This window comes from Flavobacterium sharifuzzamanii (assembly GCF_003254585.1).
Classification (GTDB): Bacteria; Bacteroidota; Bacteroidia; order Flavobacteriales; family Flavobacteriaceae; genus Flavobacterium; species Flavobacterium sharifuzzamanii.
Genome location: NZ_QJGZ01000034.1, coordinates 39887 through 56466 on the forward strand (window position 1 = coordinate 39887; position 16580 = coordinate 56466).

Consider the following 16580-nt stretch of genomic DNA (forward strand, 5'->3'; position numbering starts at 1 on the left):
TTATAATTTATAAGAAATCATAACTCCGCCACGGTACGGAAGCCATTCTCCACTTTTATTCCAGTGAACTGCTTTTTCATATCTTCCTGGGGTTCCGTCATTATAGTATCCGTGATAAAAACCTTGATGCCATCCACCGCCTACAAAAAAGTCAAGTAAAAATTTATCGCTTAGTTTTAGATTGTAACCTACTGTTGCTCCAATTCTGTAACCAAATCCATCTTCGTAACGGTTGCTATCCCAATAATTCCACTTTTGTATTTCATATTTATCGGCTCCTATGTGTGCTCCAGCATAAAAACCATTGTATTTTTCTTTAAAATGATAACGAATTTCAGGAGTAATAGTAACAAACTTCATAGGATGGTGTCCATTAAAAGATTCCCAAAATGAAGCCATTACGTCGGCACTAAAAGTGGTTTTTTCTCCGATACTGGTTTCAATGCCAATGTTAGGAATGGCTAATAAAGCTGTAGCTCCGTTAAATTTTACAAATGTCTGACTTTGCATTTGCACACAAAATAGAAGAACAATTAGGGCGGGTATTTTTTTCATAAGGATTTTTTGGAAATCAAAATCAGCAATGGTTTTGCTGATTTTGCTCGCAAATATAACAGATAATGCTTAAGAACTATTATTTATAAGATTATTTTAACAAGTAGAAAAAATTACTTTTCTAGTAATGAATAGATTACCTTATCTATAAATCTTCCATCCCAAAATTCTACTTCTCTTAAATGAGCTTCTTTAACAAAACCACACTTTTGCAGTACCTTTTCAGAAGCATAATTCTCGGGATCAATTACAGCTTCGATTGAATGAAGTTTTAAATCTTCAAAACCATATTTAATCAATTGGTTAACAGCTTCTGTAACTATTCCTTTTCCATGATGGTCAGGTGAGAGAATATATCCTATTTCAGATCGATAATTCTCTGGTTGCATTCTGTAGAATCCAATAATTCCAATTAATTTAGAATCATTTTTAAATCGGATACTCCAGTTTATTCCTTCATTAGTATCAATCTTTTCATCAATCATTTTAATGAGTTCCAAAGCATCCTCATGATTTTTTGCCAGAGGTCTTGGGATGTATTTCATATTTTCAGGATTAGAGCGCAAGTCAAAAACTTCTTGTACATCTTTATCTGTTAGCCTATCTAAAATTAAGCGTTCTGTTTCTATTATTGGAAAAGGAGTAAAATTGAAATCTAACATTTTGCTGTTTTATAATATTGTGATACTAAATTTTGCACTAAAAGTTTTTTTTTCGTCTAAGACCAAAATGCCTTCTTTTTCATATAAATCTCCTGAATTTTCATCGGTATCAGAATAGCCTAACCAGGGTTCGATGCAGATAAATGGTGCATTTTCTTTTGTCCAGATTCCTAAACTTGGAAAGTCATTATAGCTAACTTTTACATACGGTTTTGAGTTGTTGAGGATAGTCAATGATTTGGATTCTAATGTTTTGAAAATTAAAGCATCATTCTTAAAAAGCTCATAATTTAAAGGGACTAAATTATATTTTGTTTCTAAAACTTTGGTCTTAGAAGAAATTAAATCATTTTCAAGAAGATAATATTTTAAATTTTCTTCTTTTTCGAATTGAAAAGCATAATCTTCAAAATTGTCTGGAAGGGCGATTGCTGGATGTGCTCCAATTGAAAAAGGCATTTTTTCTTTTCCGTTATTTATTACTTTATATTCAAGTTCTAATGCATTTTCAATAAGCGTATAAATAAGTTGCAATTCAAATTCAAAAGGATACTTCTGTAATGTTTCTTCAGAAGATTTAAGAGAGAAGATAGCCTTGTTTTCAGTTTTTTCGATCAATTCAAAATCCATGTCACGAGCAAAACCATGACGTGGCAGATGATATTCTTTTTCATTGATTGTGTAAGTGTTGTTTTTTAAAGTCCCTACAATTGGAAAAAGAACAGGGGAGTGCTTACCCCAAAAATCTGGATTGCCTTCCCATATATATTCGTCGTTTTGATTGTTTTTTATAGAAAATAATTCAGCTCCCGCATGTTTAATAGAAGCTTTTAATATAGAATTTGAAATAGTTGTAGTCACAATGTTGAGTCTAAAATGAATGTTCTTTTGATAGATGTAAATATATTTTATAAAATTTAGTTTTTTAAGAAAAAGGCTTAAATTATTTTATTGATAAAATTATGCTAAAATTAAATTTATGTTTTAAAATTTCTCTGTAAATAGCTTTTTTTTTCATTAATTTGCTACATAAACAGCTAAAAAATATGAAAAAGCAATCTGCAAAAGCCATTTTAACCGCGGCTTTATTTTTTGGGATTTCTTCAGTTTGGGCGCAGCAAACTCCTTCAGCACCAACAGCAAATCCAGTAAACAATTACAATTATCATGATGCCTTTGGACCTCATTTTTACACCAAAAATGCTACATCAACTCGTACTGCGAGCGGTGAGCCAGGAATAGAGTATTGGCAGAATAGAGCCGATTATCAGATTACGGCAAAATTAAACGGAACTACAAATGAGATTGTAGGAACAGATGAAATTACTTATACTAATAATAGTCCTAATAAGTTAGGATTTCTTTGGCTAAATTTAGATCAGAACTTATTTAAAGAAGATTCTAGAGGAAATGCTGTTGTGCCTTTAACAGGAAGCCGTAACGGAGCTCAAGGACAAGTTTTTGATGGTGGAAATAAAATAAAATCGGTTAAAGTAATTTCTGGCGGAAAAAACAAAACTGAAGTCGATGCTAAGTATATAGTTACAGATACCAGAATGCAGATTTTCCTTCCTCAGGAATTGGCAGCAAAAGGAGGTTCTGTAAAGGTGAAAATTGAATTCTCTTTCATTGCACCTTTTGAAGGATCTGACAGAATGGGAGTTTTAGAAACTAAAAACGGAAAAATCTTTACAATTGCACAATGGTACCCACGTATGTGTGTGTATGATGATGTAAGAGGATGGAATACAGCTCCTTATTTAGGGGCGTCTGAGTTTTACTTAGAATATGGTGATTTTGATGTGAAATTAACTGTTCCAGGAAATCACTTTGTAGTAGCTTCTGGTGAATTGTTAAATGGCCAAGAAGTGCTTTCTGCAGATCATTTCAAAAAATATAAAGATGCAGCAAACAGTGATAAAACTGTAACAATTCGTTCTGAGCAAGAAGTAAATTCAGCTTCAAATGCAAATGCAGGAACAGAAAAAACATGGCATTATAAAATCAAAAATGCACGTGATTTTTCTTGGGCATCATCTCCAGCTTTCATTTTAGATGGAGCAAAAATTAATCTTCCAAGCGGTAAAAAATCATTAGCACTATCAGCTTATCCTGTTGAAAGTGCTGGGCAAGGTGCTTACGGACGTTCTACAGAATATGTAAAAGCATCGATTGAGCATTACTCTAAACAATGGTTTGAATATCCTTATCCAGCAGCTACAAACGTTGCAGGAAACGAAGGTGGTATGGAATATCCTGGAATTGTTTTCTGCGGATGGAAATCTAAAGGACAAGATCTATGGGGAGTTACAGATCATGAATTTGGACATATTTGGTTCCCAATGATTGTGGGTTCAAACGAAAGATTATTTGCTTGGATGGATGAAGGATTTAATACTTTTATTAATTCATTAAGTACTGCTGCATTTAACAACGGTGAGTATAAAGAAGAGCCAACAAATTTGCATGAAATGGCAGAACCGTTTACTAGACCAGATTTAGAAACGATTATGAGCTCTCCTGATAATATGAAAGAGGCTAATATTGGTATGTTATGCTACTTTAAGCCAAGTGCAGGTTTAGTGATTTTAAGAGAGCAGATTTTAGGAAAAGAGCGTTTTGATACCGCTTTTAGAACCTATATTGAGCGTTGGGCATACAAACACCCGCAGCCAGATGATTTCTTCAGATCTATGGAAAATGTTGCTGGTGAAGATCTAAGCTGGTTTTGGAGAAGCTGGTATGTAAACAACTGGAGATTTGATCAAGGAATCAACTCAATTAAATATGTAAAAAATGACCCTGCAAAAGGTGCCGTAATTACAGTTGAGAATTTTGATAAAATGCCAATGCCAATTATTTTAGATGTGAAAACAAAAAGCGGAAAAGTGACTAGAGTTAATCTTCCGGTAGAAATCTGGCAAAGAAATAATTCTTGGTCTTTCAAACACAATTCTACTGAAGAGATTGATAGCATTACTTTAGATCCAGATAATGCTTTTCCAGATAATAATACGTCGAATAATGTTTGGACAGCAGGAAAAGGAAAAATAGAAAAAGATATTATTTTAGATCCTTTTGTTGGTAGCTATGTTACATCAAAATCACCTTTGACAATTGAATTGACTGAGAAAAACAGTGTTTTAAATGCAGAACTTCCAAACTATCCTAAATTTGCTTTGAAGCCTGTTGAAAACGAAAAAGATACATTTGAATCATCAAGAGCTGGTTTAAAAATTAAATTTAATGAAGCTAAAAACGGTTTCGATTTAATACTTTTAGGAAATGGTCAAGTAATACCTTTTACTAGAAAATAATAGAATTAAAGCAAAAAAAACGTAAAGCCCGATGGTTATCTTAACTATCGGGCTTTCTTTTGTTTTTAAGTTTCAAGCTTATTCTGTTTAATTTTTAAAAATTAAAGACTCAGAACCTCAGTATCTTAGAGTCTTGGTGTTTTTAAAGAATAACAAAACTTAAAAAAAATGTTAGAATTTTATTTTTTTGTTTTGTGAATTAAAAAATAATGTAATTTTGCACCGATGAATAAAATAAGTTTACATATAACTTCTTTGTCACGGACAAACTCACCGATTACTTCTCCCGAAGTACGGACACTATCTCTATAGTGTTCACTGAGTTTTATAGCCGTATATTTATTCATACCCATTTTACATTTTGAAATCATATAATTTGTCCATTGGACAAACATATCCTAAAAGTATTTATTATTTTGTAAATTTTCATGGTCAAGTTTTTGATTTTGAGAATGTTACTTCTATTTTGCTTAATTTTATTGGATTCAATTCTGGATTTCAAACGAATCAATATGCTTTAATTTTTAACTCTAACTTCAATAATTGAAATGAAGATCTCTATTGTTGTTACCCAGGAAGAACACTTTAAATACGCACAAGAAATCTGCGATACGATAGAATCATCTGCCTTGTTAAGAGGTACGGGGATTGCTAAAAGAACTCCTGAGTACATTCAGAAAAAAATGGCAAACGGTGATGCAATGATCGCTTTGGCTGACGGAAAGTTTGCAGGTTTTTGTTACATAGAAAGCTGGCAGCATGGAAAGTTTGTTGCGCATTCTGGGTTAATTGTACATCCAGATTATAGAAGTCATGGTTTGGCCAAAAAGATAAAATCAAAGGTTTTTGAGTATTCTTTAAAAAGATTTCCAGACGCTAAAATATTTGGAATTACGACTGGTTTGGCCGTGATGAAAATTAACTCTGAATTAGGTTATAAACCAGTTCCTTTTTCAGAATTAACAACTGATCCAAGTTTCTGGGCTGGTTGCAAAACGTGTACAAATTATCATATCCTGCAAAGTAAAGAGAATAAAATGTGCCTTTGTACAGGAATGTTATACGACCCAAAAGAAAAACAAAAAACACCACCAAGACATCCTTTTAACGAGGCTGTTTTAAATAGACTTAGAAAAATAAAACAGGCTTTATTCTTAAATAAAATCTTGTCATTGTTTGTTTAAGTCAAATGAATTAGAAAAAATCTCAAACTGCTATATACGAAAGTATTAGCCTAAATTATAAAAAATGAAAAAAGTAGTATTAGCTTATAGCGGAGGATTAGATACCTCGTATTGTTTGAAATATTTAAAAAATGAAAAAGGATACGAAGTTCACACTGTTCTTGTTGACACAGGAGGATTTTCTGCTGAAGAATTAACAGCTATAGAAAAAAGAGCTTACGAGTTAGGAAGTGCACAACACGCCAACTTAACGATTTTAGATAAATATTACGATAAAGCTATAAAATACCTGATTTTCGGAAACGTATTAAAAAACAATACTTATCCATTATCAGTAAGTGCTGAGCGTGTTTTTCAAGCAATTGAAGCTATAAAATATGCGAAAAAAGTAGGAGCAACTGCAATCGCACACGGAAGTACTGGTGCAGGAAATGATCAAATTCGTTTCGATTTGATTTTCCAAACTATTGCTCCAGAAATCGAAATTATTACTCCAATTAGAGATTTAAAATTATCAAGACAAGAAGAAGTAGATTATTTGGCTCAAAACGGAGTTCACTATTCTTGGGAAAAAGCACAGTATTCTATCAATAAAGGACTTTGGGGAACAAGCGTTGGAGGAAAAGAAACTCTAACTTCTAGTCAGCCATTGCCAAGTGAAGCTTATCCTTCGCAATTGCAAAAAGAAGGTGAAGAAAAAGTAACGCTTCATTTTGAGCAGGGAGAATTAGTTGGTTTAAACGGAAAAACAGATAAACCATCAAATAATATTGTGGCTCTTGAAAAATTAGCAAGCGCTTATGCAATTGGTAGAGATATTCACGTTGGAGATACAATTATCGGAATTAAAGGAAGAGTTGGTTTTGAAGCTGCTGCTCCATTAATTATTATCAAAGCGCACCATTTATTAGAGAAACATACTCTTGGAAAATGGCAGCAATATTGGAAAGAGCAATTAGGAAATTGGTACGGAATGTTATTCCACGAAGGTCAGTTCTTAGATCCAGTGATGAGAAACATTGAAACTTTCTTGCAAGACACTCAAAAAACAGTAAATGGAACCGTAACAGTTTCATTAAAACCATACCATTTCTCACTTGACGGAATCGAATCTGAAAACGATTTAATGAACACAGGTTTCGGTCAGTACGGAGAAATGAACAATGCTTGGACATCTGACGATGCAAAAGGATTTATCAAGATTCTTGGAAATGCACAAAACATATTCTCATCTGTAAACAAATTAGATCATGATTAATGTCGGAATTATTGGTGGTTCAGGCTACACGGCCGGAGAACTCATCAGAATTTTAATGTATCACCCAAAAGTAAACATCGATTTTGTTTACAGTACAACAAATGCTGGAAAGCCACTTTCTGTAGCACACCAAGATTTGATGGGCGATATTGAAATGAATTTCACAGCTGAAATCAATCCAAATGTGAACGTTGTCTTCTTGTGTTTAGGTCACGGAAAATCAATTTCATTTTTGAAAGAAAATCAGTTTGCAAGTCATACTAAAATCATCGATTTAGGAAATGATTTCAGATTGAATAAAGATGCACATTTCGAAGGAAAAGATTTCGTTTACGGATTGCCTGAAATTAATAAAGCAGAAATCAAAAAGACAAATTATATTGCAAATCCAGGTTGTTTTGCAACTGCTATTCAGTTGGCTTTGTTGCCTTTAGCAAAACATAATTTGCTGAATAATGATGTTCATATTAATGCCACAACAGGAAGTACAGGAGCAGGAGTAAGTCTTTCAGAAACTTCTCATTTCAGCTGGAGAAACAACAATATGTCGCATTATAAAGCTTTTGAACATCAGCATTTAGGAGAAATTTCAGAAAGTTTGGTGCAATTGCAAGACGATTTTGACAGCGAATTGCTTTTTATTCCGAATAGAGGAGATTTTCCAAGAGGGATTTTTGCAACGCTTTATACATTATGCGATGATAGTTTGGAGCAATTGGTTGCCAAATACGAGGATTTCTATAAAAATGAGCCTTTCGTAACCGTTACCACAACAAATATCAACATGAAACAAGTGGTGCAAACGAATAAATGTATTATTAGTTTATTGAAAAAAGGAAACCGGGTTCTCATAACATCAATTATCGATAACTTAACCAAAGGTGCTTCAGGACAAGCGATTCAAAACATGAATTTAATGTTCGGATTAGAAGAAACCACAGGTTTACATTTGAAACCAAGCGGATTTTAGAAAAAATTTGTTTCAGGTTTTAAGTTTCAAGTTTCACGTTCTGTGTACAACTTGAAACATGAAACATGAAACTTTAAACAAAAAAAACACATGAACTTATTCAACGTTTACCCATTATACGACATAACTCCAGTAAAAGCAGTAGATTGCACAATCATTGATGATAAAGGAGTAGAATATTTAGATTTATACAGCGGACATGGTGTGATTTCTATCGGACACACACAACCGGATTATGTAGCAAAACTTAAAAATCAAATTGACAATTTAGGTTTTTATTCTAATGCGATTCAGAATCCATTACAAGTGGAATTGGCTCAAAAATTAGGAAAACTTTCTGGTCTTGAAGATTACGAATTGTTTTTATGCAGTTCTGGTGCTGAAGCAAATGAAAATGCTTTGAAATTAGCTTCTTTCCATAACGGAAAATCAAGAGTTGTGGCTTTTGATAATTCTTTCCACGGAAGAACTTCTGCAGCGGTTGCGGTTACGGATAACAAAAAAATTGTTGCTCCAATTAATGCACAGCAAGTAGTTACTTTTTTACCTTTAAACCAAATCGAATTAGTTGAAGCTGAATTAGCTAAAGGCGATGTTACAGCAGTAATTATCGAAGGAATTCAGGGAGTTGGAGGTTTAGACCAAGGAACAACAGAATTTTTTCAAGCTTTAGAAAAAGCATGTAAAAAACATGATGTTGTTTTGATTTTAGACGAAGTGCAATCTGGATACGGAAGAAGCGGAAAATTCTTCGCTTTCCAACATCACGGAATCAACGCTGATATTATTTCGGTTGCAAAAGGAATGGGGAACGGTTTTCCTGTTGGAGCGATCTTAATTTCTCCAAAATTCGAAGCAAGTTTCGGATTACTAGGAACTACTTTCGGTGGAAGCCATTTATCTTGTGCGGCAGGAATTGCAGTTTTAGATGTAATTGAAAAACTTGATTTACAGAAAAATGTAAATGAAGTTTACGAATATTTCTTAGAAAAAATCAAAGAAGTTGAAGGAATCAAACAAGTAAAAGGAAAAGGCTTAATGCTTGGAGTGGAGTTTGATTTTGATGTAGCTGCTTTAAGAAAGAAATTAATTATCGAAAAACACATTTTTACAGGAAGCGCGAACAATAAAAATCTATTAAGAATTTTACCGCCTTTAACTGTCAAAAAAGCTGATATCGATACGTTTGTAAAAGCTTTAAAAGAAAGTTTAGAAGAACTTAAAAACTAAGTTTGCCTACAACTGTTAATTCGTTTAATCGTTTAACTGGTTAATCGATTAAACGAATTATCGATTAACCAATTAAACCAAAAAAATGAAACCATTATCAATTGAAACACGCAATGCGGTTTTGCGTACTATGGCAAAGCTGGTTGAGCAGGAGCGGAATGAGATAATCTTGACCAATCAGGAAGATCTTGCCGATTACGACGGCTCTGATTTAGCGATGGAAGAACGCTTAAAAGTAGATGATAAAAAAGTTGACGAAATGATTTTATCACTCAACCAATTAGCTTCTCAGGAAGATCCCGTTGGCGTTGAGCGTTTTCATTTTACTCATGATAATGGAATAAAAGTGGTCAATAAAACCGCTGCTTTTGGAACGATTTTAATTATTTACGAATCTCGCCCAGACGTTACAATCGAAGCGGGAGGGATTGCTTTTAAATCCGGGAATAAGATTCTATTAAAAGGAGGAAAAGAGTCTTTAAAATCAAATTTGAAAATAGTAAGTCTTTGGCACAAAGCTTTGGAAGAAAACGGAGTTTCAAAAGACTGGGTGGAATATCTGAATTACAACAGAACAGAAACTCAAGCTTTCTTAGAAAAACCAACTCAAAAAGTCGATTTAATAGTTCCGAGAGGCGGAGAAAAACTTATTGAATTTGTAAAAGCACACGCAACTTGCCCAGTAATTGTAAGCGGACGAGGAAATAATTTTGTTTACGTTCATGAAAAAGCAGATACTGATTTGGCTCTAAAAGTAATTTTGAATGCTAAAACATCTAAAATTTCGGCTTGTAATGCTTTGGATAAAGTTTTAATAGATTCAAAATTGCCAAACTTTGAAGGTTTTGTTGCAATGTTGATAGAAGCTTTAATAGAATCAAAAGTGGAGGTTATTGTAGATAAATCTTTAGAGTATTTTGAAAACACCAAAACAATTGAAAATGAAGATATTTGGTACGAAGAATTTCTAGATTATAAAATCGTAATCGGAACCATAGATTCTCAGGAACATGCTATTGATATGATTAATAAGTACTGTGGAGGTCATTCTGCAGCAATTATAACGAGAGATGATGAAGTTGCACAACAGTTTATGGAATCGATCGATGCCGCAGCAGTTTATCAAAATGCTTCAACCCGTTTCACAGACGGAGGACAATTCGGTTTAGGAGGAGAGTTAGCAATAAGTACTGATAAATTACATCAACGCGGTCCAATTGGTCTTCAACATCTTGTTACCAATAAATGGTACGTGTATGGAGAAGGACAGATTAGATAATTTTAGAGTTCAGATTTTAGATTGATGATTAACGATTTTTGATTTAAGATTATTGAAATTTGGATCTTAATTGTAGATAAAGCTTTGCGAACTTAGCGTTTGTAAACACAAACAATATAAAAAAACTTTGTGCCCTTTGCGTTAAAAAAACTTAGAGCCTTAGCGCCTTCGTGGCAAAAACAAAAGACATGGCAAAAAAACGGATTTTATTAAAAATAGGAAGTAATACTTTAACCAAAGAAACCAATCATATTTCGCGGGGAAAGATTGAAGATCTTGGGATACAGATTGCAGCTTTAAACGACGAATATGAGTTTATCATAGTAAGTTCAGGAGCAATTGCGGCAGCAAAGCAATTTGTAAAGCTGGATAATCAAGATAAAGATGTTTTTGTAAAACAGGCTTTAGCTTCAATCGGACAGCCACATTTAATGCGGATTTACAATGAAAACTTTAAGGATTTAGGTTTAAATACATCGCAGTGTTTACTTTCTTATTCTGATTTTGAAAAAGAGCAGACAAAAAAGAACATTGTAAATACCATTAATGTATTGGTTAAAAACAATTACATTCCGATTATTAATGAAAATGATACCGTTGCTACAGATGAGATTCGGTTTGGAGATAATGATAAATTAGCGGCTTTAACAGCGGTTCTTTTAAATGTTGATATTCTGATAATTGCGACCAATACAAACGGAATTTACACAAAGAATTCAATTCACGATGAAAATCCGGAAACAATCAAATTGGTAAATGATTTGAAGTCACTTGAAAAAGAAATCGGCGAATCAAAATCATCACATGGAACAGGAGGGATGCAATCTAAAATAGAGGCAGCAGCAATTTCAAAAGCAGCCAACATCGAAACTTGGATTGTCAATGGATTGAATGATAATTTTATTCTGCGAGCATTGAAAGATGAAATTCCTTTTACTAGGATTGTGTGAAATTGAACGCGGATGAAACGGATTCGCTATCGCGAAGACGCGGACTAAAGCGGATTTTATCTTTAGTTTTAATTTAAATGTAGTATATTTCATTCAAATTTGTTTTTATGAAATTATTACATCAAGAGTTAACCGAAGTTATTATCAAAACTTTTTATGAAGTTTATAATGAGTTGGGATATGGATTTTTAGAAAGAGTTTATCAAAATTCATTGTATTTAGAATTGAAAAATAAAGGTCTGTATGTTGAAGCTCAGAAGAAAATTAAAGTTTATTATAAAGGAATCGAAGTTGGAGAATATTATGCTGATTTAGTAGTTGAAGATTTAATTATTTTAGAACTAAAAGCTGTTAATTGCATAGTAATAGAATTTGAAAATCAAATTTTGAATTATTTAAAAGGTACAAACTGTGAAGTAGGTTTACTTTTAAATTTTGGAACAAAACCAGAATTTAGGCGGAAAGTATTTGAAAACAGTAGAAAAATAAGAATATAAAAAATCCGCGTTAATCTGCGTCTTCGCGATAGCGAATCAGTAAAATCCGCGTCTAATTTTTACAAACCAATAAGAAAAACAAAGAACAATAAGATGAACTATATCTCAATAAAAGAAATCAACTCATTATCAAAATGGGTAAAACAAGCGATTAAAATCAAAAAAAATCCGCTTAAAAATCAAAGTTTAGGAAAGAATAAAACTCTTGGAATGTTATTCTTCAATCCGAGTTTAAGAACGCGTTTGAGTACTCAAAAAGCTGCAATGAATTTAGGAATGAACGTTATGGTAATGAATTTTACCAATGAAGGATGGACATTAGAATTCGAAGACGGTGCTGTAATGAATTCTGGTGCTTCAGAACATATTAAAGAAGCTGCAGAAGTAGTTTCTCAATATTGTGATATTATCGCAATCCGTGCTTTTGCTGGTTTGGTTGATAAGGAAAAAGATTATCAAGAAACAGTAATTTCAGGATTTTTGAAATACGCTACAGTGCCAATTGTTAATATGGAAAGTGCTATTCGCCACCCGTTGCAATCGTTGGCAGATGCGATTACAATGGAAGAATTCAAACCTAGACACAAAGATAAACCAAAGGTGGTTCTTTCTTGGGCGCCGCATCCAAAAGCGTTACCGCAGGCAGTTGCTAATTCATTTGTAGAAATGATGCAGATGCAGAAAGATATGGATTTTGTAATCACACATCCAAAAGGTTACGAGTTAAGCCCAGAAATCACACAAGACTGTAAAATCGAATACGATCAAAACAAAGCTTTCGAAAATGCTGATTTCGTTTACGTAAAAAACTGGAGCAACTTCAACGATTATGGAAAAGTAACCAATAGCGATCCAAATTGGACGGTTACGGCAGAAAAAATGGCTTTGACCAATAACGGAAAATTCATGCACTGTCTTCCAGTTCGTCGTAACGTAATTGTAAGTGACGAAGTTTTAGATGGAGAAAATTCAATTGTAATCGAACAAGCGAACAATAGAACGTATTCAGCACAATTAGTTTTACAAAAGATTCTTAAGAAAATATAATTTAAGGTGCAAAGGTTCAAAGTTGCAAAGGGGCAGAGGTTTAAAACCTCGAGAAAAACCTTTGCACCTTTGTACCTCTGAGCCTCTGAACCTTAAAGACAATGAATGTATCAGTAATCAAAATAGGTGGAAACATCATCGATAATCCAGCAGAATTAGAGCAATTTTTAACCGATTTTTCTAAAATAGAAGGCTATAAAGTTTTAGTTCACGGAGGTGGAAAATCAGCTACAAAAATGGCGCAGAGTATTGGCTTGGTTCCGCAAATGATTGACGGACGCCGAATTACAGATGCTCCAATGCTTGACGTTGTCGTGATGATTTACGCTGGACAAATCAATAAACATATTGTAGCGCAATTGCAGGCGAAAGACAATAACGCGATTGGTTTTTCTGGAGCTGACGGAAATTTAATTCAGTCAACAAAAAGAAATCACCCAACAATCGATTACGGATTTGTAGGTGATGTAAAACAAGTCAATACTAAACTGTTAGCGACTTTGTTGGAAACTGGAGTTGTTCCCGTTTTCTGTGCGATTACACACGACAAAAACGGACAATTACTAAACACCAATGCTGATACAATTGCAAGCGAATTATCAATTGCTTTATCTGAAGTTTTTGATGTTACGCTGACATATTGTTTTGAAAAGCAAGGTGTTTTGATGGATTCAGAAGACGATTCGTCTGTAATTACAGAAATCAACGAAGCATTATATAATAAACTAAAAGAAGAAAAAGTAATCCATTCCGGAATGATTCCAAAACTGGATAACTGTTTAAATAGTTTATCAAGAGGTGTGCAGAAAATCAAAATTGGACATCACAGAATGCTCCAAAACTCAGATATTTCGCATACAACGATTACGTTGTAAAGTTATAGCCACGAATTACACGAATTGATACTAATTTTTTTCTGCTTAAAAAAGAGAAAATAATTTTAAACAGACAGTAAAAAGTTTATTTTGATTTTAAATCTCTAACAAAAAGATAATTTGTGAAAATTCGTGCAATAAGTGGCAAAAAAACAGGACTGCGCAATACTTTTAAATATTAATTTAAGAAATTTGCGCAAATTAATTTTCTGGCTAAGATTTAGTAAAAACATTGCTTAAATAACTTAGAATCTCAGTCCCGATAGCTATCGGGATAGCCTCAGAACCTAACAAAAATGAAAAATATAGATACGCTTACCCAAGAAGCAATTAGTTTATTAAAAAGTCTAATCGAAACCCCTTCATTTTCAAGCGAAGAAGATCAAACGGCTCTTTTAATTGAAAATTGGTTCAATCAGAATGAAATTCCTTTCAAGAGAGAAAACAACAATGTGTGGGCTTTCAACAAATATTTTGACGAAAATAAACCAACACTTTTATTAAACTCACATCATGATACGGTACGTCCAAATCAGGCGTATACAAACGATCCGTTTAAAGCAATTGAAAAAGACGGAAAATTATTTGGTTTAGGAAGTAATGATGCTGGAGGATGTTTAGTTTCGTTACTAGCGACTTTCGTTCATTTTTACGAAAATCAAAACCTTTCTCACAATATTGTAATTGTAGCTTCCGCTGAAGAAGAAAGCAGCGGAAAAAATGGTTTAAATAGTGTTTTAAAGAGTTTGCCAGAATTAGATTGCGCTATTGTTGGCGAACCAACTTTAATGCAATTAGCAGTTGCAGAAAAAGGTCTTTTGGTTTTAGATGTAAAAGTAAAAGGAACTGCCAGCCATGCCGCACATCAAAACGATGATAACGCATTATACAAATCAATTCCGGTAATGGAATGGTTTAAAAACTATAAATTCGACAAAATCTCAGATGTTTTAGGTCCTGTAAAAATGACCGTAACACAGATCAATGCAGGAAAACAGCATAATGTCGTGCCTTCAGAATGTGATTTGGTTGTAGATATTCGCGTAACAGATCGTTATACAAATGCTGAAATTCTAGAAGTAGTGAAAGCTAATGTAAACGCAGAAGTTACACCAAGATCAATGCATTTAAACGCCTCTTCTATTCCAGTAGCACATGGTTTAGTTCAGGCCGGAATTGCTTTAGGAAGGACAACGTATGGTTCGCCAACACTTTCAGATCAGTCGGTTTTAAGCTGTCAGTCTTTAAAATTAGGACCAGGAGAAACATTGCGTTCGCATTCAGCAGACGAATTTATTTTTGTAAATGAAATTGAGGAAGGAATCGACTTGTATATCAAAATACTAACTGATTTCTTTAAATTATAATTAAACGAAATTAAACCCGACAGGTTTTTAAAACCTGTCGGGTTTCTAAAAATAGTACCTATGAAACTTTGGGAAAAAGGAATACCAACAGATAAACAAATCGAACAATTTACCGTTGGAAACGATCGTGAACTGGATTTAGTTTTGGCAAAGTATGATGCTTTGGGTTCAATCGCTCATGCTAAAATGTTGGGGCAGATCGGTTTATTGACTCCAGAAGAAACAACATCTTTAGTTGATGCATTAAACGAAATCATCGCTGATATCGTAGTTGGAAATTTCGAAATCGAAGACAGTTTCGAAGACGTACATTCTAAAATAGAATACCTTCTAACTGTAAAACTAGGCGATGCCGGAAAGAAAATCCACACCGCACGTTCTCGTAACGATCAGGTTTTAGTAGACGTTCATTTATATTTAAAAGACGAATTAAAAGCGATAAAAGAACAAGTGAAAACCTTGTTTGATTTGTTGATGGAATCGGCAGAAAAACACCAAAACGTTTTATTGCCTGGTTACACACATTTGCAAATCGCAATGCCATCGTCATTCGGAATGTGGTTTTCTGCTTATGCTGAAAGCTTAATTGATGATGTAACTATGTTGAATGCAGCTTCAAAAATTGTAGATCAGAATCCGTTAGGATCTGCAGCGGGCTACGGAAGTTCATTTCCTATCAACAGAACATTTACGACCAAGGAACTAGGTTTTGAAACCTTAAAATACAATGCCGTTGCAGCACAAATGAGCCGTGGAAAAGCTGAAAAAGCGGTTGCTTTTGCGATGACAAGCGTTGCAGGAACGTTATCAAAATTTGCGATGGACGTATGTTTGTATATGAGCCAGAATTTTGATTTTATTGGTCTTCCAGCGCATCTTACAACAGGTTCGAGCATTATGCCTCATAAGAAAAACCCAGATGTTTTTGAATTAATCAGAGGAAAATGCAATAAGATTCAGGCGCTTCCATACGAAATCACTTTAATTACAAATAATCTTCCAAGCGGTTATCATAGAGATTTACAGCTTTTGAAAGAAGGTTTGTTTCCAGCGATTCAAAACTTAAAGGCTTGTCTAGATATTGCTATATTTTCAATTAAAGATATTACGGTTAAAGATCATATTTTAGAAGATAAAAAATACGATTATTTGTTTACGGTAGATACTTTAAACGAAATGGTTGTAGAAGGAATGCCGTTTAGAGATGCTTACAAAGCTGTTGCAGAACAATTGGAAGCAGGAACGTATAAATCACCAAAAGCTACAAAGCACACGCATGAAGGAAGTATCAATAACTTATGTCTTAATGCAATTAAAGATAAAATGAAAGCTGCTTTTTAATTTCTGGTAAGATTGTAAAAAGTGAAATGTAAAAAGTAAAAAGGTCAT

Annotated in this window: 16 protein-coding genes; 12 read left to right on the plus strand and 4 right to left on the minus strand. The window is 33.6% G+C overall.

The window, feature by feature from the left end; all coding sequences use genetic code 11:
• The 3 genes from DMA14_RS04275 to DMA14_RS04285 all read right to left on the minus strand — a co-directional run bounded on the left by DMA14_RS04275 (position 1) and on the right by DMA14_RS04285 (position 2078).
• Positions 1–555: a DUF3575 domain-containing protein gene (locus DMA14_RS04275; RefSeq protein WP_111423406.1), complete on the minus strand. Its 555-nt coding sequence runs from the start codon at positions 553–555 to the stop codon at positions 1–3.
• Positions 556–668: 113 nt separating this feature from the next.
• Positions 669–1217, minus strand: coding sequence for a GNAT family N-acetyltransferase (locus tag DMA14_RS04280; RefSeq protein ID WP_111423407.1), 549 nt, complete (start codon positions 1215–1217; stop codon positions 669–671).
• Positions 1218–1226: 9 nt separating this feature from the next.
• Complete coding sequence (locus DMA14_RS04285) at positions 1227–2078, minus strand: aldose 1-epimerase family protein (RefSeq protein WP_111423409.1); 852 nt, start codon at positions 2076–2078, stop codon at positions 1227–1229.
• A 185-nt stretch (positions 2079–2263) separates the two neighbouring features.
• On the opposite strand from DMA14_RS04285, the gene DMA14_RS04290 reads away from it, so the two are divergent.
• Positions 2264–4534: a M1 family metallopeptidase gene (locus tag DMA14_RS04290; protein ID WP_111423411.1), complete on the plus strand. Its 2271-nt coding sequence runs from the start codon at positions 2264–2266 to the stop codon at positions 4532–4534.
• 179 nt (positions 4535–4713) lie between these two features.
• On the opposite strand, the gene DMA14_RS04295 is transcribed toward DMA14_RS04290, so the two are convergent.
• Positions 4714–4881 carry a hypothetical protein gene (locus DMA14_RS04295; protein ID WP_157957667.1) on the minus strand — a complete coding sequence of 56 codons (168 nt, stop codon included), beginning with the start codon at positions 4879–4881 and terminating at the stop codon, positions 4714–4716.
• A gap of 201 nt (positions 4882–5082) precedes the next feature.
• On the opposite strand from DMA14_RS04295, the gene DMA14_RS04305 reads away from it, so the two are divergent.
• From DMA14_RS04305 to argH, 11 genes are all read left to right on the plus strand, one after another.
• The gene (locus DMA14_RS04305; protein ID WP_111423417.1) at positions 5083–5718 is read left to right on the plus strand and encodes a GNAT family N-acetyltransferase; all 636 of its coding nucleotides are present in this window, start codon (positions 5083–5085) and stop codon (positions 5716–5718) included.
• 64 nt (positions 5719–5782) lie between these two features.
• A complete protein-coding gene (locus DMA14_RS04310) occupies positions 5783–6976 on the plus strand; it encodes an argininosuccinate synthase (RefSeq protein WP_073409232.1) in 1194 nt (397 codons plus the stop codon).
• Entirely contained in the window at positions 6969–7946 is a 978-nt protein-coding gene (gene argC, locus DMA14_RS04315; RefSeq protein WP_111423418.1) for an N-acetyl-gamma-glutamyl-phosphate reductase, read from the plus strand. Before DMA14_RS04310 ends, argC begins: the two co-directional genes overlap by 8 nt.
• A gap of 90 nt (positions 7947–8036) precedes the next feature.
• Positions 8037–9176 (plus strand): aspartate aminotransferase family protein, encoded by a 1140-nt coding sequence (locus tag DMA14_RS04320; protein ID WP_111423420.1) that lies wholly within the window; start codon positions 8037–8039, stop codon positions 9174–9176.
• A gap of 85 nt (positions 9177–9261) precedes the next feature.
• Positions 9262–10455, plus strand: a complete 1194-nt coding sequence (locus DMA14_RS04325; protein ID WP_111423422.1) for a glutamate-5-semialdehyde dehydrogenase — start codon at positions 9262–9264, stop codon at positions 10453–10455.
• A gap of 188 nt (positions 10456–10643) precedes the next feature.
• Complete coding sequence (gene proB, locus DMA14_RS04330; protein WP_111423656.1) at positions 10644–11405, plus strand: glutamate 5-kinase; 762 nt, start codon at positions 10644–10646, stop codon at positions 11403–11405.
• Between the two features lie 107 nt (positions 11406–11512).
• Complete coding sequence (locus DMA14_RS04335; RefSeq protein ID WP_111423423.1) at positions 11513–11902, plus strand: GxxExxY protein; 390 nt, start codon at positions 11513–11515, stop codon at positions 11900–11902.
• 93 nt (positions 11903–11995) lie between these two features.
• Positions 11996–12949, plus strand: a complete 954-nt coding sequence (locus DMA14_RS04340) for an N-acetylornithine carbamoyltransferase (protein WP_111423425.1) — start codon at positions 11996–11998, stop codon at positions 12947–12949.
• 101 nt (positions 12950–13050) lie between these two features.
• A complete protein-coding gene (argB, locus tag DMA14_RS04345; RefSeq protein WP_111423427.1) occupies positions 13051–13824 on the plus strand; it encodes an acetylglutamate kinase in 774 nt (257 codons plus the stop codon).
• Positions 13825–14120: 296 nt separating this feature from the next.
• A complete protein-coding gene (locus DMA14_RS04350) occupies positions 14121–15191 on the plus strand; it encodes a M20 family metallo-hydrolase (RefSeq protein ID WP_111423429.1) in 1071 nt (356 codons plus the stop codon).
• Between the two features lie 60 nt (positions 15192–15251).
• A complete protein-coding gene (gene argH / locus DMA14_RS04355; protein WP_111423431.1) occupies positions 15252–16532 on the plus strand; it encodes an argininosuccinate lyase in 1281 nt (426 codons plus the stop codon).
• Positions 16533–16580 lie beyond the last annotated feature (48 nt).